Genomic DNA, 20,933 nt, shown 5'->3' with positions numbered 1-20,933 from the left:
AATCTCTAATCAGAGAAATTCGATTCAAGATGGGAATCAATCTGATTGTCGATGAGACCACAACTGATCAAAAAACTGCTTCTGGAAACAGTGTCGGAAAAACAACTGTTCTGCGGCTAATAGATTTCTGCCTTGATGGTGATGGAAAAAATATTTACGTCGATCCAGAATTCAAAACCACGAACACTCGAATCGAAAAATTCCTAACCGAAAACAATATTTTGATCTCTCTCGCACTGGCAGAAAGCCTGAAAGCAGATCAGACAAAGGACCTCGTAATAACTCGAAACTTCCTAAAATATGGCAAGAAGGTTCAGATGATAAATGGGGAGAATTATAGCAATAGCGAATTCTCAGAAACCCTAAAGAGCATCATATTCAAGTCCACAACAAAGCATCCGACCTTCAAACAGTTGAAGTCAAAGAACATCCGTGATGAGAAGTACAAGCTCATGAACACGATCCGTGTACTCTCACCCAACGTAGTAACAGATGCCGTTTATGAGGCACTACATCTGTTTTGGTTTGGAATAGATATCGGTGCTTCCAAGGATCAGCTTATTCGAGATAAGAATCTCGAAGAAAAACTTCAGACTAGACTTAGGAAGGAAAGCAACCTCTCCCAAGTTAACCAGGCACTAATAGTAGTAGGCAATGAAATCGACCGACTTGCAATGCTCAAGGACAATTTTAATCTTAATGAAGAATATGAAGATCAGTTCCTTAGGCTTAATAGTGTTAAATCGCAAATAAATCAGTTTTCGAGCGAGCTATCGAGAATGCAAATTCGACGAGAATTGATTATTGAGAGTACGGCGAGCCTTGATGACGCTTTGTCAAATATAGATGCAGCTCAGATTAGAAGATTGTATGAATCGGCCAATGCTCTAATCCCGAACTTACAACGGACCTTCGAAGAAACTCTGGAATTCCATAACTCTATGGTTAGACAGAAGATCGCATTCATTGAAGAAGAGCTCCCTTCACTTGAAAACACCATGCAACTGGCACGGCATGAGTTAGATTCGCTGCTAGTAACAGAGAGAGAACTCACTGAAGCCCTCAACAAATCCGGAGCGATTGAAGAGCTACAGGAAATCATAGCTTCACTTACAACTTTCCACGAAAGGAAAGGCGCGCTGGAGGAGCAGAAAGATCTGTGGGAAAGAACCAACAAAACTCTCGCAGAAATTGAGAGTAAATTGGAGATCGCAAACAAGGAAGTAGAATCCAGAGACGAACTTATCCAAGAAAGAATTGCACAGTTCAACGCTTACTTTTCGAGCATTTCAAGCAAGCTGGATGGCGTACACTCACTCCTAAGTGCGGACAATCCAGATGGCATTTACAAGTTTACTATTGGCAATATTGAAGGAAATCCTGGCACAGGAACAAAGAAGAGCCAAATGGCATCTTTCGATTTGGCGTATATAAAGTTCGCCGACAGCTTAGAAATCCCGTGCTTGCACTTTGTTCTACAAGATCAAATTGAGAATGTGCACTCGAATCAAATAACAAATTTACTCAAAGACATAGTAACTGATGTAAATTGTCAGTACGTACTTCCAGTACTGCGGGACAAACTGCCCGCCGAATTAGATATAGAATCACTTGAAGTGCTAACCTTGTCACAGGATGACAAGCTTTTCCGTATATAGCTCTTTCCGCATTTTCTTCAATACACCCGAAAAGTCCTTCAATGGAATCATGCCTTTTTAGCTCACACGAAATTCGTCATTACTTGAATGCTACCAGGCGAGGATGCCCGGGGCTCGGAGCGAGCGAGCCTGGTGTTCATGTCATAGGACAGTATCGATATTGGATTCACTAATTAATATATCCGGATTCAGATTTTGTACTAGTTTCTTTACTAAGCCCTTAGTTCGTCCTTTCATTTTTGAACCGAGCAGAATCGACTTTATAGACACATCGATGTAGCTTGAATCAGTCACAAATACTCGCTCTTCTTCTTCGTAAAACCACGGCTCTAGTTTACAAGACAGAATATTCTTGGCAGTTTCGTGACTGCCGTAATTGGTCGCGTTCTGAACGTAAGAGAGCCCCTCATATCTGACGGGTCTTATTTCATACGTCTCATTAACCACCAATCCAATAGCGACCCCCTTATGGCCATCTGCGTAATGAGACCACATTAGGGTACTGTCGGAACGACGCGAGAGCGAACATATTCTTAGTTTCGTCTTTTCTCCCTTAATTTTTTTTACCATCTCCAAGTTAATTGATCCTTCGTCGTAGGTGTAAAGCCCCTCCATAGGGTCATTTAGATCAAAATAGGAGGAAGCATAAACTCTGCTGTTCAAAATTATATCGACGAAATTCTGAAAATTATCTAATGATCTATACTTGAATAGCATAAAAAATATTTCTCTAAATAACCTTAGAGTAACTTAGTGGGTCAGAAGCCTTTATACTCTCCAGTCCCTTATCGACGCTGCCTTTTCTACCAGTCACAGTCAAGCGCGCATTCCTGAAATGGGTCACTTTTAATGATATCAGCGGCAGAAAAACATCCACCATTCTAGCCTCTGCTATACATTTCCAACTTAAGGCAACTTAAGGGGTCAGAGCCCTTTTTCTTTCTAGTAACAACAAATTGCCGAAAACATATGGAGCGTGATGTAACTTTCGGTTAAAAATTCGAGTTAAAGGGGTCAGAGCCCTTTTATAAGGCGAAGGAATCGCAGCCCTTTGATAGCGCGTCTAACTGCTCCGCTGGCTTCCGCTTTCACCTTACAGCAAAATGGGTCAGAGTCCTGTTTACCAACCACTTACAAACAGAACGCGCGGCGGCGCAGCGGCGGCTCGCCGCGGGAGCACCGCACCGACAGGCTGAGTGCCGCCTTCAACAACAACCTGCACGAGCAGGAGGCGCTGACCGCTCGTTACCCTGGGCTATGCCGCTATTCAATTCCTTTTTTTAAAAGGTGCTGGACTTATCTCGTCTTTCCTCAAATACAATTGCGCCGCCTTCTGATTTACGGAATATATCGTTATTTCATTATCTGAAATACTCTCAATAGAGATCTCATCACCCCATGGATCTCTAATAATACTAGCGTCTCCCCTGCGTACGCCGCACCGAGAATACAAGCTTGATAATTTCCGGATAAAATCACGATCCTCTGCATTAATAGAAAAACTTCCAGTTTCAATATATTTTTGGTTATAAATATCTGCAATGCCATTAACCTGACATACAACATCCTGAAAATTTTTAGATTTTCCTTCCACATATAGAGCATAGAAAATTACACTGACTACTGATAATAATAGTAATCCGGCAATCGCTACAGATACTTTCATACCAAGCCACCCATTATTCCTCGGACCTCCATGGTGCGTGATCGATATTTGGCTTTGGAAACCTATCGCCCCATCTTTCGCCGCGATTTAAAAAGCCAATATATTGCTGTTGGGCTGCTTCAATCCATGGATCATGATCGCTCCCATGTCGGTAAATTTGGGTAAAGGGGTCAGAGCCCTTTTTAGGGTGAAGGAATGGAGCAGCGTCTATTCTGGTGCATTGACATAAACCTTGCTATGGAGACCGTGTACCAAAAAATTCTCCGTGCAAAAAATTTATCACTTGCCCTGAGACCCACTACTCTCACCCCTCCAGCAAAATTTCCGTGCTTTAATGTCATATATTCTTATACTGTTTGTCAAAACGTAAGTAACTTCTATTTTTTCAACAGTTGCTTCAACCCTTACATATTTATTATTGCACGAATTTGACATCTCACCTTCAGAGCTTAGATCCACAAGCGATATTGCGGACGTCCAATCAGACATCTCTCTATGCTCTCTGGTCAGAAATAACTTTCCACCGCTATAGTAACCTTTAACAGACACCAGCTTGTGTAAATATGAATCCGTGTCTGATATTAACTTTATCATTGACACATGCTCTTGGCCCATTGTGTCGGCATATGTACTTGACACCGACGTAACTGCAAATAGGAATAAAAGTGCCGAGCACTTATTAGAGAGAAAATTAGCTGCCAATGCCATTCTATCGGCTCCTCTTCACCATCAATAAATATCCACAAACCTCCGCTCTTCGTTTATTCAGAGACAATTACAGGAATCCCAAAAGATGGGGTCATACAAATAAAAATTAGCTTTCTGATAAAGCTGAATTTAATCACGATACATGTCCAGGAGTTCATTCAGTCTATCGCCCCGCTCTTCATACAGAACAGGCACATTACCACGCGGTCTGTTCCGGTCGCATAGGTTACAGATCACGCCTTCCGCATTACGCCCCGTCTCTCGACTGCTGGCAGTACGCCTCATTTTCAGCCGGGTGTACGAACCCAGATCCAGCCTTCCTTGCGGGCGAGCTCAGTGTCCACTGGTGACTGGCATGCTCCGGCCATGAAATCGAATCCAGCCAGCACACACACCGCGGCATCGAGCGCATCCGCACTGGCCAGCATCGGCGCCACGTCTTCTGGCATCCCCAACACCGTTGCAAGTTGCCCCAGGATGCCTTGACGCTCGGCGACCTGCTCCCGTTTCTTGTAACCGGAAGCGGTGAAGCAGTGGGCTATGAGGGTAGCGGCCGGATAGACTTCAATCACACCTGCAGCCGCCAGAGGCAGGGCCGGTGACCACGCCATCGGCAGCTTTACCCCGCTAGCTGTTTGTACCTGGTCAAGGAACCCCAGAGCCGCGTGGGCGGTGCGGGCAATGCGGTCTGCACCAACGTCCAGCGACTGTTTGTTCAGCCGTCGCTTTACCTCCCGGTCGGTCTCCCGCCGGAACAGCTGGTTGGGCACCGTGGGAACGGGAGCACCAGCGGTGTGGGCCGCAAGATTCGGCCCGAGGGGCACAGGCCATCCCAGCGGGGCGTCCACACAGATCAACGATGGAATGCCATCTTCAAGCCACTGGGCTACCAGCCTGACATTGGCCGCGTGGTTCGTTCCTGGCGCCGCCGTCTCCAGCTGACAATTGCCACCGACCAGATGCCCACGGGCAAAACCCATGCCCCTCGGGTCGGTCGAGCAATCAATACCAATTATTTGCAAGGTCATTTGTACCAAGCTAACAGAAGCAATTCCGATCCACACGACCAGGCTGAATTTCAGTACCAGAAAGCCTGCCGGCAAGTCGTGACAACCTGATGCCGAACGCTTGTGCAAGTTGCGGGTTACACTCAAGGCATACCAATACCCAGCGACCAATAACAAGAGCCCTGCTGCAATGACAACCTGCCCCTTCCACCAACCCCTGCTCGACCTCGACAACTTCACCCACGGCACGCCCCGCGAGGCCATCGCCGACCTGCGCCGGCAGCACCGCATGCTGTGGCAGGACGACGCGCTGAACGGTGGCCACTGGCTGGTTCTGCACAAGGCGGATATCGAAACGCTGCTGCGCGACCCGGCGACGTTTTCCAGCAGCTTCGGCCCACTGCTGGAGGACTTCCCGCCCGAGTTGCTGGAAATGCAGCGCCAGGCGATGACCTTTATGGACCCGCCCCGGCACCGCTCGCGCCGCGCCCTGGTGGACTACGCCTTTCGCAAGGACGTGCTGGACGCGCGCAAGCCGATGATGCAGGCGAAGGTGGCGGAGATCATCGACGGCATTATCGACCGCGGTGAATGCGAGTTTGTCAGCGAGGTCGCCATGCACCTGCCGGTGCACGTGATATTTACCCTGCTGGGCATTCAGAAAAGCGACTACGACTTCCTGGTGCGGGCCATCAATACCATGACCCTGGCCAATGACCCGGACTACGCCGGCGACCGCGCGGAAGGATTCGCCGCCTCGGCCTCGCTGGTCGCCTGGGCGGCACAGTTTGCCGCCAAGCGCCGCAAGGCGCCCGGTGACGACCTGACCAGCGAATTACTGCGCGCAGAGGTCGATGGCCGCCAGCTCAGTGATGAGGAGTTCGCCGTGGTGTTCCAGGGCATTATCATCGGCGGCACGGAGACCACCCGCAACACCCTGAGCTGGCTGATCTACGAACTGATACAACACCCCGGGCAACTGGCCAGGCTGCAGGCCGACCCGGCCCTGGTACCCGCCGCGGTGGAGGAAATCCTGCGCTACCGTAACACTGTGGTGTACACGCGCCGCACCGCCATGCGGGATGTGGCGTTCGCCGGCGAGAACATCCGCCAGGGCGACAAAATGATTTGCCTGCTGGCCTCCGTCAACCGCGACCCGGAGGTGTTTGAACGCCCCGACGAGTTCGACATCAGCCGCGACCCGGACCTCACGCGACGCAACATGCGCACCTTTGGTTTTGGTGTGCACGCCTGCCTGGGCCAGCACCAGGCGCGACTGAACCTGGAGATGATGATGCAGGAGATCCTGTCCCGCATGGACAGCTTCCGGCTGCTGGCGGAGCCCGTTCACTTCCGCTCCAATTTCATGGACGGCTTCAAGCAGTTGCGCATTGGATTCGAACGGCGTTGACGGCTTGCAGTATCTATTCGTTGAAGGAGCCGTGCCGCCCGAAACCGCTGGCAAACCGCCCTGCGCCCTCGATCGCCTCGGCAAACACGATGGGGTAACCACCGGCGCCCTCGTCGATCAAGGCCTGTTCCAGGGTCTTGTCCCACTGCAGGTAGGCTGAACGGCGGTCGGCCCGCAGGCACTGCTGGGGAAAGGCGGCGATCTCCGCCGCCAGTGCCTGGGCTGTCGCCAGCGCTTCGCCGTCGGGTACAACGCGGTTGGCCAGCCCCATGTCCAGGGCCTCACTGGCCGCTACCGGGCGGCCGGTGAGTATCATGTCCATGGCGCGCCCCTGGCCGACAATGCGCGACAGGCGCACAGTGCCACCATCGATCAGCGGCACGCCCCAGCGCCGGCAGAACACCCCAAACACGGCAGACTCCTCCGCCACGCGCATATCGCACATCAAGGCCAGTTCCAGCCCGCCGGCCACGGCGTAGCCGGATACCGCGGCGATCACCGGTTTGGACAGCAGCATACGGCTGGGGCCCATCGGGCCCGGACCCGAGCCGCTCGGCTCTACCTCGTTGCGCAGTTCCGGGTCCGACATGGCGGTGAGGTCTGCGCCCGCGCAAAAGTTACCGCCGCTGCCGGCCAGCACCGCCACCTTCAACTGGTCGTCGCGCTCGAAGGCGACAAAGGCCTCGCACAGGGCGCTGGCGGTGGGCCGGTCCACCGCATTCCGCTTCTCGGGCCGGTTGATGGTAATGGTAAGAATCGGGCCGTTGGTTTCGCTTGTCACAGGGGAAGCAGGCATGGCGGCACCTCGCAGTTTATTAGAAAAATTGGGTGATTCCGGCACTGATGGACATGTTACATCGACTCCCACCCCGGCGGCACAGCAAAGTGCAAACCCCGAACCAGAACCCGAATCTTCAAAAAGTTTTATTTTTTTCTAAAGTTCGCATCGATCCGGCCGATGCGATTTATGTGCAGACAGACTAATTAAGCTAGTCATCGTAATAATTAAGTTCTGCTGGAGCCGGGTAAAACGGTCAGGAACAAAGATCGCCGGCAAGGTGCGTATCGACTCGGGGGAGTCATATGGGTATGTTCCGGAAGTTGGGTATTCCTGCGAAAGCGGGAGAGATCCAGGCGCTACACAAAGTGCAGGCCATCATCGAATTCGAGCCGGACGGCACCATTGTTCAGGCCAACGATAACTTTCTCAAGGTCATGGGCTATGACCTCGGCGATATCGTCGGGCGGCACCACAGCATCTTCGTCGACAGCGCCATCAGCGCCACCTCCCAGTACAGGGACTTCTGGAAACAGCTCGGTACCGGCCAGGCCCAGTCGGGCCTCTACCGTCGTGTCGCCAACGGCGGGCGGGAAGTCTGGATTCAGGGCAGCTACAGCCCGATCATGAACCGCCGAGGGCGCCCATACCGGGTGATCAAACACGCGATGGATGTCACCAGCGATCGCCTGAATATCGCCGACATGGAGGGGCGCCTGAAGGCGATCGATCGCGCCCAGGCGGTGATCAGCTTTGACCTGAACGGCACCATCCTCGATGCCAACGACAATTTTCTCTCAGCCCTGGGTTACAAACGGGAAGAGGTCATCGGCAAGCACCACCGCATTTTCGTGGACCGGGCGGAACGCGAATCCCCGGCCTATCGCCAGTTCTGGGACCGGCTGCAGTCCGGCGAGTACCATTCAGGGCAGTTCCGACGACTGCGCAAAAACGGGGACGACATCTGGATTCAGGCCACCTACAACCCGATCTTCGATATGGCCGGTCGCCCCTTCAAGATTGTCAAGTACGCCACGGATATCACCCGGCAGACACGCGCCAGCCAGGAACTGCAGCAATCGCTGGGTTCACTGGCCGAAACGGTCCCGCAGATCGCCAGCAAGGCCCAGAACGCGAATCAACTTGCCCTCGATGCAACACAATGCGCCGATCAGGGCGGAGCGGTGGTGCAAACACTGGTAGGCACCATCAACCAGCTGAACGACCGCGCGAAGAGCATGTCCGACATTATCAGCCTGATCGACTCGATCGCACTGCAAACCAAACTGCTCGCACTGAATGCCGCGGTGGAGGCAGCGCAGGCCGGTGAACAGGGCCGGGGTTTTGCCATCGTGGCCCATGAGGTTCGCGCGCTGGCCCAGCGCACGGCTGACTCGTCGAGGGACATTAATGAACTGGTGAAATCGACGATCGACAAGCTGTCCGAAAGCAGCGGCTGTGCACGGCAGGCCGGAGACGCGATGAAAACCATTGTGGGATCGATCACCGAGGTGACGGACCGCATCCGCGATATTGTCGATGTCGCTGATTCGCAGTCCCGGGATGTCGGCGAGGTGACCGAGGCAATTTCCAGGCTGCAGGCGTAATCCATCTCCGCTACCGTCACTGTGCTATAAAACACGGACACAGCCAGAGACCTCTGCTATGACCCACCACCTGGAAACACCCCGACTTCTATTGCGGCCACCACTGCCGGAGGACTTTCCCCGTTTCGCCGAATTCTGCGCCGACCCGGTCACCATGGAGCACCTGGGCGGCGTACAGGCGGAAGCGGACGCCTGGCGCTCCTTCGCCGGGCTGCTGGGCGCCTGGCAATTGCTGCCCGCCGCCATGTTCTCGGTAATTGAAAAATCCAGCAACCAGTGGATTGGCCGCATCGGGCCGTGGACGCCGCTGCACTGGCCGGTCCGTGAGGTGGGCTGGGGTCTGCTGCGTTCGGCCGAGGGCCAGGGCTATGCCTACGAAGCGGCAGTCGCCAGCGTGGACTACGCCTTCGATGTTCTGGGCTGGGACCGGGTGGACCACCTGATCGCCGATGCCAACACCCGCTCCCAGGCACTGGCCGAACGGCTCGGGTCAGAACCCGGCGAGGAAGTGCGCATGCCCGGGTCGCTGGCCAAGCACCAGGTGCGCGCCTGGGGGCAGGATCGCGCCAGCTGGAAAGCCAGAGCGTAGAGGGAAACGAGAGCGGCCGGGAACCGGCGTACCGGCCCCGGCGCCAGTTCAACGGGACTGGGCCTTACCCAGGAAAGCGGTTACCTCATTCGCATTCACCGGCCGCGAATAGAAAAAACCCTGCACTTCTGAACAGCCGCTGCTCAGCAGGAATTCAGCCTGAGCAGCAGACTCCACCCCCTCTGCCAGCACCTTGAGTCCCAGTTTGTGCGCCATGGAGATCACGGCCGCGGTGATCGCCACGTCGTTCTCATCCTCGGGGATGTCCTGGATAAAGGATTTGTCGATCTTCAGGCGGTGCACCGGCAGGCGTTTCAGGTAGCTGAGGGAGGAATATCCTGTACCGAAATCATCGATCGCAATGGACACACCGCTGCCAAACAGCCGGTCGAGTTGCCGGATGGCCAGGCTCTCCTTGGCCATGATGAAGCTTTCGGTCACCTCCAGTTCCAGGCGCTGCGCCGGCAGGCCAGTGCTCGCCAGTACCTGCTCTATCTCCTCGAACAGGCGCCCCCGCTGCAACTGGGCGCGGGACACATTCACCCCCATCCGGCCAAATTCCAGCCCCATGTCCAGCCACTGGCGGGCCTGGCGGCAGGCCTCATGCAGCACCCACTCGCCAATGTCATGTATCAGCCCGGTTTCCTCGGCCAGCGGAATGAATTTGCCGGGCAGCATCAAACCCTGCTCGGGGTGGTTCCAGCGCACCAGAGCCTCCACACCAACCACATCGCCGGAGACCAGGTCGATCTGCGGCTGGTAGTGCAGAACCAGTTCATCCTCCGCCAGCGCCCGCCTCAGGTTGCTTTCCATCAGCACGCGCTCAAAGGCATTGTGTGTCAGCTCTTCGGTGTAGAACTCGAAGGTGTTTCGGCCCCGCTCCTTGGCCCGGAACAACGCGGCATCGGCGTTGCGCAATAGCGTCTGGCTATCGTCACCGTCACCGGGGTAAAGGCAGATACCCATGCTTCCCAGAACGTGGATGTCACGGCCTTGAATCCTGAAAGGCTCGGCCAGCGCCTTCAACAGTTTTTCCACCAGGCGCGCCGCCACATTGGAATCGGGAATTTCTTCCAGGATCAGTACAAACTCGTCGCCCCCCATGCGGGCCACGGTATCCTCCTCACGCAGCGAACTCACCAGGCGCTTCGCCACAGCCTGCAGCAGTTCGTCCCCCGCCGGGTGCCCCATGCTGTCATTGACGTGCTTGAAGTGGTCGAGGTCGATAAACACTAGGGCGAAGGCGTGCTGGTTGCGACGGGCGTGCTGCATCGACCACTCCAGCCGCTCCACCAGCAGGGCGCGGTTGGCGAGCCCGGTCAGCGGGTCATGATGGGCGAGAAAATCGAGCCGTTCCTGGGACTGCTTTATCTGGCTGATATCAGTGGCGGCGCAGGCGTAGTGGGTCAGCTCCAGGTCTTCGTTCTTCACCGCGCTGACCGTCAGCAACACCGGGAATATTTCGCCGTCCTTGCGCCGGTACCAGACTTCACCACGCCACGAACCCTGTTCCCCCAGGGTGTTCTGCAATTCCAGGAAGAATGCATCGTCATGCCGGCCGGACTGCAAAAGACGCGTATCCTTGCCGATCACCTCGGCCTTTTCGTAGCCGGTGATATCCACAAAGGCCTGGTTGACATCGATGATGGTGTAATCCGCACTGGTAATAAAGATGCCGTCAGCGATGTTCTCGAAAACGCTCGCGGACAGGCGCAATCGCTGCTCGGCGGATTTCCGCTCGGTAATGTCAACCTGCGCGCCCCAGCCCCGCACCAGGCAGCCGTTCTCGATAATGCCCACGCAGTTGTTGGAAAACCACTTGGCGTTACCGTCGACATCGAACTCCATGGATTCCGCATTGATGATGCGGTAGTCGTTTTCTATCCACGCCTTGAGAAAGGCGATGTTCTGCGGCCGGTCGTCTCCACCGTGCAAATCCCTGACCCGAATGCCCACCATTTCCGCCGCATTGGCATAGCCATACATATGCGCCATGGCGTCATTGCAGGCGATGATGCGGCCGGCATAGACCTGCTGTATCTGTTCGCTCACAGGCATATCGCGGGGCACCGGCTGCCCCACTTCAAAGGAGTACACCCCTTCTGCCGTGTGTTCGATGAAACTGCGGTAGCGCGCTTCGCTGTCGTGGAGAATGTCTTCAATCCGCTGGCGATCGGATACATCAACCCCCAGGCCCGCCACGCACTGCCGACCGTCAATCTCCACACGCTGGGATGTGAAGCGAACCAGGACCGTCTCGCCGCCCTTGCACAACAGGCTGGCTTCCATTTCACTGACGCCGTCCGCGAACACTTCTTTACTGCGTTCGGCCATGTATTCCCGTTGTTCGAACAGGTCGAGGGGGTGCAGTCGCTCAATCTCTTGCGATGAGTAGCCGGTCAGATCGCAAAATCGCTGGTTCCACAGCAGCATCCGGCCAGCGGCGTCATAGACATAGAACATGCCGGGAAGGCCTTCGATAATCACCGAAAGCAGGGGATCTTCCCGCAGGGAGGCCAGATCAGGTATGCGGTCCGTACTGCTTCTCATGCCAGGTTTGCCCCTCCCCGGTCCAGACAGGCTCTTATCATTAAACTGGACGTCGGCCAATCTCAGCACAGTCAGGTTAACAATGGCAACCTGTGGGGAGTAGGGATTTACCCGGGCGCAGCAGCCCCGCCGGCAGGATTGACCCGGTGAGGCCGGCTCAGCGCCGGAAACAGATCAGGCCAGCAGCGGCATCAGGCCGGTAGCGAACTGCTCCATCGCCCGCAATTTGTCCGCCAGGGGCAGGGTGTAATCGGTCACGCCAAACACCGCCGAGGTCATCCCCAGTTCCTCCAGACGCTTCATGCGGTCGATGTCCTGCGGCTGGTTGACCGCGATTACAGTCTCGAAAGGTTCGCTAATGCGGCCATATTCAGCGCGGTATTCCGCCAGTTGCCCGAGTATGGCCGGCACCTCGTCGATATCGTTGCCGGCGCCAATCCAGCCCTGGCCCAGTCGCGCCGCGCGCCTGAGAGCAGCCTTGCTGGTGCCGCCGATGTAGACCGGTACCGGACGCTGCAGGGCCGGTGTGATCTGCAGCGGGGGGAAGGGGTACAGGGGGCCATCGTGGGCGACATAACCGCCCCGCCACAGCTTGCGCATCACTTCGATGGACTCATCCAGCAACTTGCCGCGCTGGTGGAAGTCCACGCCGTACACGTCAAACTCCTCCTTCATCCAGCCAGCGCCTGCCCCCAACACCACCCGGTCGTTGCTGATCTGCGCCAGGTTGGCCAGGGCCTTCGCCACTTCGATGGGATTGCGCAGCGGCAGGACATACACTGCGGTCGAAAACTTCAATCGCTCGGTGGCGCAGGCCATGGCGGCGATAGTGGTCCACACGTCCGGGTAGGGCATATCCCCGTCGATGGGCGGGCGGCCGTCGTCCGAATACAGGTAGCCCGGCGCCATCGACCGCGGCACAAAGGCGTGATCCGCCCCCATGATGCCCTCGAACCCCAGTGCTTCGGCATGGCGGGCCAGTTCGATCATGTCCTGCACCTCTGTCCAGGGCGCGATCAACCACACTTTCATCTCATCCCCTCCATTTCAAACCCACACCGCGGGCCGTGCATCGATCACTCCACCTGAGCTGCCGGCACCTGGTTCAGGGCCGGGTCATTCGGCGGATTTTGCACACACCAGGTTCCTGCCGGGTGGTAGATGTAGGCAACGCAACCGTTGCAGTTATCGCAGCCGGACTGGCTCACTTCACCGCTGCGGAATTTGTTCACCAGCGCCGGGTCGTGAATCAGGGCGCGGGCCATGACGATGCAATCGAAGCCCTCGGCCACCAGTTGCTCGGCATTGGCCAGCGACTTGCTGCCCCCCACATAGGCCAGCGGCAAAGTAACCGCTTCGCGAATGCGGCGGGAATTTTCCAGGAAGTAGAGCTCCCGGAAGGTCACCTTCGGTTCGCTGGAGGCGGCGGCCTTCATCATCAGCGATGTCATCCACTCGCCCTGCTGCTTGAGTACTTTGCTGATTTCCTCGCGGTGCATGTTACTGCCGAACATGTACCAGGTGGACTCCACGTTGCGGCCGCCCGACAGCACCAGCATGTCGGCCCCGGCCGCTTCCAGCGCCCGCGCGGTTACCACGGTGTCCTCCACCTGGGTGCCCCGGCGCACGCCGTCCGCCACGCTGAGCTTGGCGATCACCGCCACCTGTTCACCCACTGCCTGCTTGACTGCCGCCAGTACCCGGGCCGGGAAGCGCACCCGGTTCTCGGCACTGCCGCCGTATTCATCCTCACGCGTGTTGCTGAGGGGCGATATAAACTGGTTCAGCAGGTAGCCGTGGCCCATGTGCAGTTCCACCGCGTCAAAGCCGGCCTCGCGACACAATTGGGCGGCGCGCACAAACTCGCCGGTTACCCGCTGCATGTCACTCTCGTCCATCGCCCGGCTGAAGAAGTTGCCCTTCAGCATACCGGCCGGGTTGAAGCCCGACACCGAGCTGATGGTGCGCCCCTTCACTTTCATGCCGGTGACAAACGAGCCGCCGTGGGTCAGCTGGGCGGAGATGGCCGCGCCTTCATCGTGCACGGCGGCGGTCAGCACCTGCAGGTCCGGCAATACCGCTTCGCGCAGCCAGATCTGGTTCGGCAAGGTGCGCCCTTCCGGCGCTACCGCCATATAGGCCACCGTGGTCATGCCCACGCCACCCGCCGCCAGGTCGCGGTGGTGCTTTACCAGCGCCTTCGTGGGCTTGCCGTCGATGCACATGGCTTCATTGGCGCCGGATTTTACAAAGCGGTTGCGCAGGCTGAGGGGGCCGATGGTGACCGGGTCAAAGGGGGAGCGGGCTGTCGTCATGGCGGGCCTCTATCGGTATTTTGCAGGAGCAGCGTGCGCCAATCATATCAACGCCGCCGACACCCGCCGCCGCCTGCCCGGTCGCCGGTACGCAACGGTTTAACAATGCAGGCGGCCAGCGGGCAAAACAGGAGGACGCGACTTCCCCGGCGCGAGCGGTTCAGGCGGCGGACCGCTCCCGCCGCCGGAAGCGGTACAGGGACAGGAACAGACTCGACCCCACCACCAGGGCAGCGCCCAGCAGCTTCTGCGGGGTCAGTGCTTCGCCCAGGAACAGCACACTGCCGAGCATCGCCAGCGGCAGGTAGAGGTAGTAGATCACGCTGGAGTAAATCGCCGGCAGCTCGGTACTGCTCTTCACCCACAGTCCGTGGGAAACCACCGTACACAGCAGGCCGAGCACCAGCAGCTGGGAATAGTCGCTGGTCTCCAGCGCCCAATCGGAGCGCGGCCACAGCGGCAGGAAGAACAGCAGGGCGAAGAAGAACTGCCCCCAGGTGCGATCGAGGGTGCGTATGCTGCTGGCGCGCTGGTGCAGCAGCGGCAGCGCCGCGTACAGCAGGGCGCTGAACAGCCCCACCGCAATCCCCCGGCTGGTGGTGTCCTGCAGCGACAGCACCGGTGACACCACCACGCAACCGGCGAAACAGCAGGCGACAGCCAGGCACTCCACCGGACTGACCCGCTCGCCGTTGAACAACCAGGCCAGGAAGAGGTACTGCACGCCGTAGGTGGTGATGGTCAGCGCCGCCACCGAGGGCCCGGCGAGCTTGATGCTGATGAAATAGCTGAGCCAGTGCACGGCAAACACCATGCCGATCAACACCAGTCGCAACCACTGGCGAGGGCTCAAGCGCCACAAGCGTTGCTGCCAGAACACCAGGGGGCTGAACACCAGCACGGCAATACCCAGACGCACGAAGCCGATGGTGACCTCGTTGGCACTGGTGGCGCTCACCAGCACCGGCGCCGCCGACATGGTGGTAACGGCAACCAGTGCAATGAGGATCAAACGTGTAGCGACCATGGTGGCCCCCTGGACAGGTGAGGCGGGGAGGATAGTCAGGCGGCGCAGCGGTGGCAAACTACTCGATGGCGTCCACCAGCCGGTTCAGCTCGAAGACGTGTTCATCCCGCGCGCCCAGCCCCTGCAGCGCCCGGGCAAGCTGATTGAGGTAATCGCGATTGCTGCCACTGGGGCCGGCGCTGGCGGCGATATGGCGCGCCATGTCGGGCAGGGGTGCCTCCCCCAGGAAAGCCGGATTGCCCGGCGCGGCGTAGTACACAACCCCCTCAACCGTCGCGCCGCTGGCGGCCAGGGTAATGCTCACCGGAGCGCGCTGGTAGCCATTCTTCTCCCGGTGATCGAGGTGTGCGAAGACGCTGTTTTCCACCCGGTAGGCAACGCCCTGGCACAGCGCGCCGCGAGCCGGCGTAAGGGTGACCACCCGGCCCGGGCTGTCGGGCGTGCCGCGGTGATCGTGGGAACCCTGCCAGAAGCGCCGCTGCCAGCCGTCGATGCTGGCCACTTCTCGCTGCAGAAAGGGAAAATCCACCTTGTAGATCAGCGAGCCATAGCCAAATACCCAGGTCGCCTCGGGGGCTGTACAGTCTTTCACGGTGATAGTAACGATTAAGCGGTGACGAATGATGGGCCCAGACTGCCTCCGCCGGTGGCCTGAAGCAAGTCCGGCGGGAGTGGCTTTTTCCCGCCTGCCCTTACCAGCGCCGGGCACACTGGGTATGCTAGGCCGCTTTGATCCCGGCGGAACCCAAGTATGAAAAGCAGCCTGTTTTATGCACGCAGCACCGCACTCGTCCTGGCGATGCTTGTTCTCGGCGCCTGTGCCAGCAAGCCCAGCTACGATGTCGACCACAGCGACAGCTTCGACTTCGCCAGCCTGAAGAGCTACCACTGGTACGATGATGTGCATCCCTCCCAGGAGGCGGACTACCGCCAGTACAACAGCTCCGACAAGCGGGTGCGCACCTACGTCGACCGCGAGCTGAAAAGCAAAGGGTTCCGCGAGAGCGCGTCGTCACAGGCCGATTTCTGGGTGAACTACCACATCTCCAAGCAGGACCAGATGCGTATCGACAGCTTCAGCGGCTATCCGCAGGGCGTGCACGGCGGTGCCGGCGTAGGCACCTACGGTGCCGGGGTCAGTATCGGCTACAGCAGCGGCCCCAACGTGAAGCACTACCAGGATGGCACCGTGGTGCTGGACGTCATCGACACCCGCAGCCAGAAAATCGTCTGGCGCGGCATTGCCGAAGGCCGTCTGAAGGACTCTCTGGAGCAGAAGGACAAGAACCGCATCGCCGCGGAAGTGTCCCGGGAACTGCTGGGGCAGTTCCCGCCGGCGCCCGCTGCAACCCCGAATTAGGGCAGGTTGAGATAGACCGGGTTGGAGATCAGCAGCGGCTGCCCGTCGGCCGAGGTGATCTCCACCCGCAGCCAGCCGGGCTGGCCGTCACTCTCCACATTGTACCGGGCCTCCAGCTTTTCCCCGCGGCGCCGCTGGCGCCCGTCAACCTGCAGGCGCTGGCCCCGGTACCAGGCTTTTACCGCCGCATCAGGCATGCCGCCCACCACCACCCTGAATTCCACCTCTTCACCCGCAGCGACGGTCAATACCTGACCCATCTGCGCGCTCTGGCTGGCGGCGGATGCCGTCAATTCAAGGCTCGCCTGCGGGTAGCTCCCGTGCACATCGATAAACACCCTGCCACTGCGCAAGCCGTCGATGATGCCCCGCTGTGACAGCTCGTCGGCATAGACCACCGTGGTTGGCGTGGCCACGGCGCCGGGGCTCCCGGGGGCATCGTGCGGGTTGTGGTTGTCACTGCCGGCAATCCCGGTGATCCGCTGCCCCGCCGCCAGTTGCTTCTCCCACAGCGGAATGCCGGACACCGGGCTGTGTACCCAGCCCTTGGTCGCCCGCAGCGTACCGCCATTGACCACCTCCATGGCCGAAATGGCACTGTAGTCGGTCGCGGCCGTCCAGCCACAGCCCATGCAGTCCCGGTTGGAGGGCAGCCCGGGATGATTGATCGACAGGATGCCGCCACTCTGCGCCAGCTGCTCCAGCAGGGGTTGGGCATTCGCGTCGGCCAGCCGGAAATCGACAAAACCGGTGCTGCCGAACAGGTTGGCATGCCCGTAGAAGGTGGTGATTTCCTGTGCCGGCAACAGCAGCAAATCATCCAGGAAGGGCTGCAACTCGCGCTGCGACTGGAAGTGCGAGCGCGTGTTGTGTTCACTGATGGCGATAAAGTCCAGGCCATTGTTACGGGCCGCCCGGACGGTTTCCACTAACGGGCAGGCCACCTTCACCGCCGCATCGTTCACACAGCTGCCATCGCTGTGGCCGGTGTGGGCGTGGAGGTCACCGCGATACCAGCCCGCCTCGCGCTTCAGGGGCGCTTCGGCAAAGGCCTGGGTGTTTGCCGCAGCGCCGCTGAGCAGTTCGATACGGGCCTGGTATGCAACCCGGGCTCCGGCCTCCGCGTTGGGTACTCCCAGCAGCAGGCGCCATTCCCCCGGCACGATAGCACCCGCCAGATAGGAAGGCGTGGCGTCGACTTCTCCCAGGGTAAAGTGCGCCTTGTTGCCGCCGCTCCAGCCGCGCAACCCCGTAGGGCTCAACAGGCCGAGGTCGATGGTAACGCCCTGCCCGCGCGGATAATCGAACTCGACATTGATGCGCGACGTGCCCGCCGGCACGCTGAAGGGCAGCTCGACGTAGGAGGTGTGGTGGCTATCGTCGATCACGCCGCTCAGGCTGATCTCCCCGGCTTTGGCGGAGAGTGATGCGCCGAGCCAGAGGGCAAGACAGCAACGAAACAGTACAACTGGGTTCACTTGAGTTTCCTTTTGCGGTTGTCATCAAGCAAAAAAGCCGGGCGGGGCTGGGCCCACCCGGCAACACGCAACAAGCATTTGTCGTTAGAAGGCGTAGTAGATAGACGCGGTATAGGAGCGGCCGAGGATGGGCCGGGCCAGGTAGAACTCGCTGCCGGCGTCGCCGCTGATGAACTGACCGGCGCGGGGATTGCCCTCGGTGAGGCCGATTTCATTGGTGAGGTTCTTACCGTTGACCTGCAGCGACAGGTTGTCCGTCACCTGGTAGCGCAGCACCGCGCCCACGGTCAGGTAGTCGGGCAGCACCACACTGTTGGCCACATCCGCATAGCGGTCGTCGAAGTACTCCAGCTCCAGCTCGGCACGCAGGCGGCCCTGGATCAGGTTGACGCCCGGTACCGCGCGAATCGACAGCTCGGGCACGCGAATCAGCTGGTTGCCGCCAAAGTCGACCGTTACCGGTTCGCCATCCTGCAACTCGGTAAAGGCGAAGGTGTTGTAATCGGCATCCTGCCAGGTCACCACCAGGCTCATGTCCACGTAGTCATTAAAGTAACTGTAGGTTTCCAGTTCCAGGCCCACGGTCTGGGTGTCGCCGTAAGCGGTGCGGCTGGTGTACTGGTTGGTAGTGTTGTCGAACACGTTGTCGGTGAAGCGGATATTGTCGAACTCGGTGTAGAAGGCGGTCGCGTAGATCTCCACCATATCGGAGGCGAACTTGATGCCGGTCTCCGCCATGCTGATCGGCTCGACCTTGAGATCGGTGCGGGTAGCGTCGCCGTTGTAGTCCGAGGCATTGGGCGTGCGGAAGGAGTCGGTGTAGCGCGCAAAGGCGCCGAAGCTGTCGCTGAACTGATAGTTCAGGCCGATGGTCCAGGCCAGTTCGTCGTACTCCTCATCGATCGGCGTGTACACACCGTTGCCGGTGATGAACTGATCGTCCGCCAGCGCAGCCGTCTGCTCCAGGTCGACCACGGTTTTGCCTTCTACGGAGCCGCCGAGGTCAATCATCTCGTAGCGCAAACCGGCGTCCACGCGCAGGGCATCGGTAATCTGCCACTCGTCGGAAGCATACAGGGCGATGGTTTCGCCGGTGCCTTCCACGTTGTCGTACAGGGAGCCGTAGCGCAGGATGCCGTTCTCGGTGATGTCGAGCACATCCTGGCCGTTGTTCACCGCTACCACATCCAGCAGGCGCGCCTGGTCGTGCACCTCGAACATGGCGGTCGCCATATAGCGCACATACTCGTAGTCGTAGTCGGCATAATACAAACCGAAGGACACGTCGTGGGTCTGTGAGCCAAGCTCAAAGGCGCGACTCAGGCGGAAGTCGTTGATCACCTCGTCCAGCGGCACCTGCACCGACAGCAGGTTGCCGTTCAGCACCAGCCCGTTGCCGGCATTGTTGGCGACGTCAAAGGCCTGGTCGGGGTGGTTGGTAAAGCGTATCTCGAGATCGGAGCCGGCGGGCAGCTGGCCGGCCAGGGCCTGGCGGTAGCTGTCCAGGCGATCGGCGGCGCTCTCGATGCCGCCGGTGGGAAACAGTCCGTTGCGCAGGATGTCGCTCTGGCGATAGCGGAAGCTGTTGTGCACGTTCCAGTCGCCCAGGGCAAAATCCAGGCTGGCGGTGAACTGGGTCAGCTCGGTGTGAGTACCGTCGGACAGGTCGAAGTCGTAGCCATTGCCGAGGTTGCGGTAGGTGTTGTGCTCCACTTCGGGCCCCGCCAGGGTGCCGTAGTTGGGGTCGAAGCCGGGCACGCCGGCCACGTCGCCATCACCGTCGAAGGTCAGGGGAATCGGCAGCAGGAAGGCCACCTTGTCATCGATATGTTTCAGGTCCAGGAACAGTTCACCGTTGTCCCACTGCTTGCCAAAGCTGAAGCGAATCTGGCCGCCGTCGTTGGCGGTAAAGCCGGGATCGCGAATGCCGTCGTTCTTGCGGTAGAAGCCACCGACGCCGACGAACATATCCTCACCGAGCGGCAGGCCGTAGTAACCGTCGATACGGTTGTGGCCGTAGTCACCGGCTTCGTACTTCAACACGGCTTCCGGCGCATCGTAGGAGCGGCGGGTAATGAAGTTGGCGACACCGCCGGGGGCATTGGAGGCGAAAATGGCCGACGGTCCGCCGCGCACCACTTCCACCCGGGCGATGGTTTCGTCGAGGCGGAAACTCTGGTCGGCGTTCAGGTAGCCGAGGCCGCCGTCGTGCTGTATCGCCAGGCCGTTCTCCTGCAGGGAGATAGAGGAGTAACCGTCGCGCGGAATACCGCGGGTGCGGATGTTGTTACTACCCTCACCACCGGAGGACTCCACCCAGAAGCCGGGCACGGCCTTGAACACATCCGCCACACTCAGGGGGTTGTTCTTGCTCAGGTCATCCGCCGACAGGGAGGACACCGCGAAACTGGCCTCGGCGCGATTGAGCTGCCCTGCCCCGGCCCGACCGGTGACAATCACTTCCTCCAGGCGCGCGGACGTTGCACCGCCCTGCGCCAGCGCGGCGTCCGGCAGGAGCGCGCCAGCACAGAGAGCAGCACCGATGGCGATAGCGGGTGGATGGCGTCGCAGAGTGGCGTCGATCACGGAAATTCCCCTTGAAGTAATAGCTATAAAATGGCCGCGCAGCGCCAGCGCACTGCGCGAGGGGCAATCTACGCAGACGGCGTTACAGGAACATGACGGGGATCTGACACTTCGATGAACAGGCGCTGCCAGCGGTCATCGCCACGGGTGCCGCCTGCCGGACTTCTCCGGTGGCGCGCTCCCGCACGGTGCC

General features: G+C 58.6%; 16 protein-coding genes. 5 read left to right on the top strand and 11 right to left on the bottom strand.

What is annotated here, in order from left to right; translation table 11 throughout:
- Nucleotides 1-29: 29 nt before the first annotated feature.
- On the top strand, nucleotides 30-1,658 hold the full coding sequence (locus FVW59_RS19000) for a DUF2326 domain-containing protein (RefSeq protein ID WP_222711574.1): 1,629 nt from the start codon (nucleotides 30-32) through the stop codon (nucleotides 1,656-1,658).
- A 141-nt stretch (nucleotides 1,659-1,799) separates the two neighbouring features.
- Here FVW59_RS19000 and FVW59_RS19860 read toward each other — a convergent pair whose 3' ends face one another.
- From FVW59_RS19860 to FVW59_RS18985, 3 genes are all read right to left on the bottom strand, one after another.
- Nucleotides 1,800-2,153, bottom strand: a complete 354-nt coding sequence (locus FVW59_RS19860) for a DUF2971 domain-containing protein (protein WP_425468419.1) — start codon at nucleotides 2,151-2,153, stop codon at nucleotides 1,800-1,802.
- 772 nt (nucleotides 2,154-2,925) lie between these two features.
- The gene (locus tag FVW59_RS19645; RefSeq protein WP_187275979.1) at nucleotides 2,926-3,324 is read right to left on the bottom strand and encodes a hypothetical protein; all 399 of its coding nucleotides are present in this window, start codon (nucleotides 3,322-3,324) and stop codon (nucleotides 2,926-2,928) included.
- 995 nt (nucleotides 3,325-4,319) lie between these two features.
- On the bottom strand, nucleotides 4,320-5,135 hold the full coding sequence (locus FVW59_RS18985; RefSeq protein WP_187275978.1) for a DUF429 domain-containing protein: 816 nt from the start codon (nucleotides 5,133-5,135) through the stop codon (nucleotides 4,320-4,322).
- 94 nt (nucleotides 5,136-5,229) lie between these two features.
- Here FVW59_RS18985 and FVW59_RS18980 point away from each other — a divergent pair, with 94 nt between their 5' ends.
- Nucleotides 5,230-6,450 (top strand): cytochrome P450, encoded by a 1,221-nt coding sequence (locus FVW59_RS18980; protein WP_148065957.1) that lies wholly within the window; start codon nucleotides 5,230-5,232, stop codon nucleotides 6,448-6,450.
- Between the two features lie 13 nt (nucleotides 6,451-6,463).
- On the opposite strand, the gene FVW59_RS18975 is transcribed toward FVW59_RS18980, so the two are convergent.
- Nucleotides 6,464-7,246: a crotonase/enoyl-CoA hydratase family protein gene (locus FVW59_RS18975; RefSeq protein ID WP_148065956.1), complete on the bottom strand. Its 783-nt coding sequence runs from the start codon at nucleotides 7,244-7,246 to the stop codon at nucleotides 6,464-6,466.
- Nucleotides 7,247-7,539: 293 nt separating this feature from the next.
- On the opposite strand from FVW59_RS18975, the gene FVW59_RS19805 reads away from it, so the two are divergent.
- Both FVW59_RS19805 and FVW59_RS18965 read left to right on the top strand, forming a co-directional pair.
- On the top strand, nucleotides 7,540-8,835 hold the full coding sequence (locus FVW59_RS19805; RefSeq protein ID WP_187275977.1) for a methyl-accepting chemotaxis protein: 1,296 nt from the start codon (nucleotides 7,540-7,542) through the stop codon (nucleotides 8,833-8,835).
- 58 nt (nucleotides 8,836-8,893) lie between these two features.
- A complete protein-coding gene (locus FVW59_RS18965; protein ID WP_148065954.1) occupies nucleotides 8,894-9,424 on the top strand; it encodes a GNAT family N-acetyltransferase in 531 nt (176 codons plus the stop codon).
- A 48-nt stretch (nucleotides 9,425-9,472) separates the two neighbouring features.
- Here FVW59_RS18965 and FVW59_RS18960 read toward each other — a convergent pair whose 3' ends face one another.
- From FVW59_RS18960 to FVW59_RS19770, 5 genes are all read right to left on the bottom strand, one after another.
- A complete protein-coding gene (locus FVW59_RS18960) occupies nucleotides 9,473-11,974 on the bottom strand; it encodes a sensor domain-containing protein (protein WP_148065953.1) in 2,502 nt (833 codons plus the stop codon).
- Between the two features lie 174 nt (nucleotides 11,975-12,148).
- Nucleotides 12,149-13,006, bottom strand: coding sequence for a TIGR03619 family F420-dependent LLM class oxidoreductase (locus tag FVW59_RS18955; RefSeq protein ID WP_148065952.1), 858 nt, complete (start codon nucleotides 13,004-13,006; stop codon nucleotides 12,149-12,151).
- A 44-nt stretch (nucleotides 13,007-13,050) separates the two neighbouring features.
- Nucleotides 13,051-14,289, bottom strand: a complete 1,239-nt coding sequence (locus tag FVW59_RS18950) for an NADH:flavin oxidoreductase (RefSeq protein WP_148065951.1) — start codon at nucleotides 14,287-14,289, stop codon at nucleotides 13,051-13,053.
- A 160-nt stretch (nucleotides 14,290-14,449) separates the two neighbouring features.
- Nucleotides 14,450-15,316, bottom strand: a complete 867-nt coding sequence (locus FVW59_RS18945; RefSeq protein WP_148065950.1) for a DMT family transporter — start codon at nucleotides 15,314-15,316, stop codon at nucleotides 14,450-14,452.
- A 58-nt stretch (nucleotides 15,317-15,374) separates the two neighbouring features.
- Nucleotides 15,375-15,908 carry a gamma-glutamylcyclotransferase gene (locus tag FVW59_RS19770; protein WP_246139796.1) on the bottom strand — a complete coding sequence of 178 codons (534 nt, stop codon included), beginning with the start codon at nucleotides 15,906-15,908 and terminating at the stop codon, nucleotides 15,375-15,377.
- A 159-nt stretch (nucleotides 15,909-16,067) separates the two neighbouring features.
- On the opposite strand from FVW59_RS19770, the gene FVW59_RS18935 reads away from it, so the two are divergent.
- Nucleotides 16,068-16,676, top strand: a complete 609-nt coding sequence (locus FVW59_RS18935; RefSeq protein ID WP_148065948.1) for a DUF4136 domain-containing protein — start codon at nucleotides 16,068-16,070, stop codon at nucleotides 16,674-16,676.
- On the opposite strand, the gene FVW59_RS18930 is transcribed toward FVW59_RS18935, so the two are convergent.
- The gene (locus FVW59_RS18930) at nucleotides 16,673-18,154 is read right to left on the bottom strand and encodes a CehA/McbA family metallohydrolase (RefSeq protein WP_148065947.1); all 1,482 of its coding nucleotides are present in this window, start codon (nucleotides 18,152-18,154) and stop codon (nucleotides 16,673-16,675) included. The genes FVW59_RS18935 and FVW59_RS18930 overlap by 4 nt on opposite strands.
- Nucleotides 18,155-18,238: 84 nt before the next feature.
- Nucleotides 18,239-20,740, bottom strand: a complete 2,502-nt coding sequence (locus FVW59_RS18925; protein ID WP_187275975.1) for a TonB-dependent receptor — start codon at nucleotides 20,738-20,740, stop codon at nucleotides 18,239-18,241.
- Between the last annotated feature and the right edge of the window lie 193 nt (nucleotides 20,741-20,933).

It is taken from the genome of Parahaliea aestuarii (assembly GCF_008064635.1).
GTDB lineage: Bacteria > Pseudomonadota > Gammaproteobacteria > Pseudomonadales > Halieaceae > Parahaliea > Parahaliea aestuarii.
The sequence above is the reverse complement of the archived record's forward strand: the minus strand, read 5'-3'. Positions and strand labels throughout refer to the sequence as shown.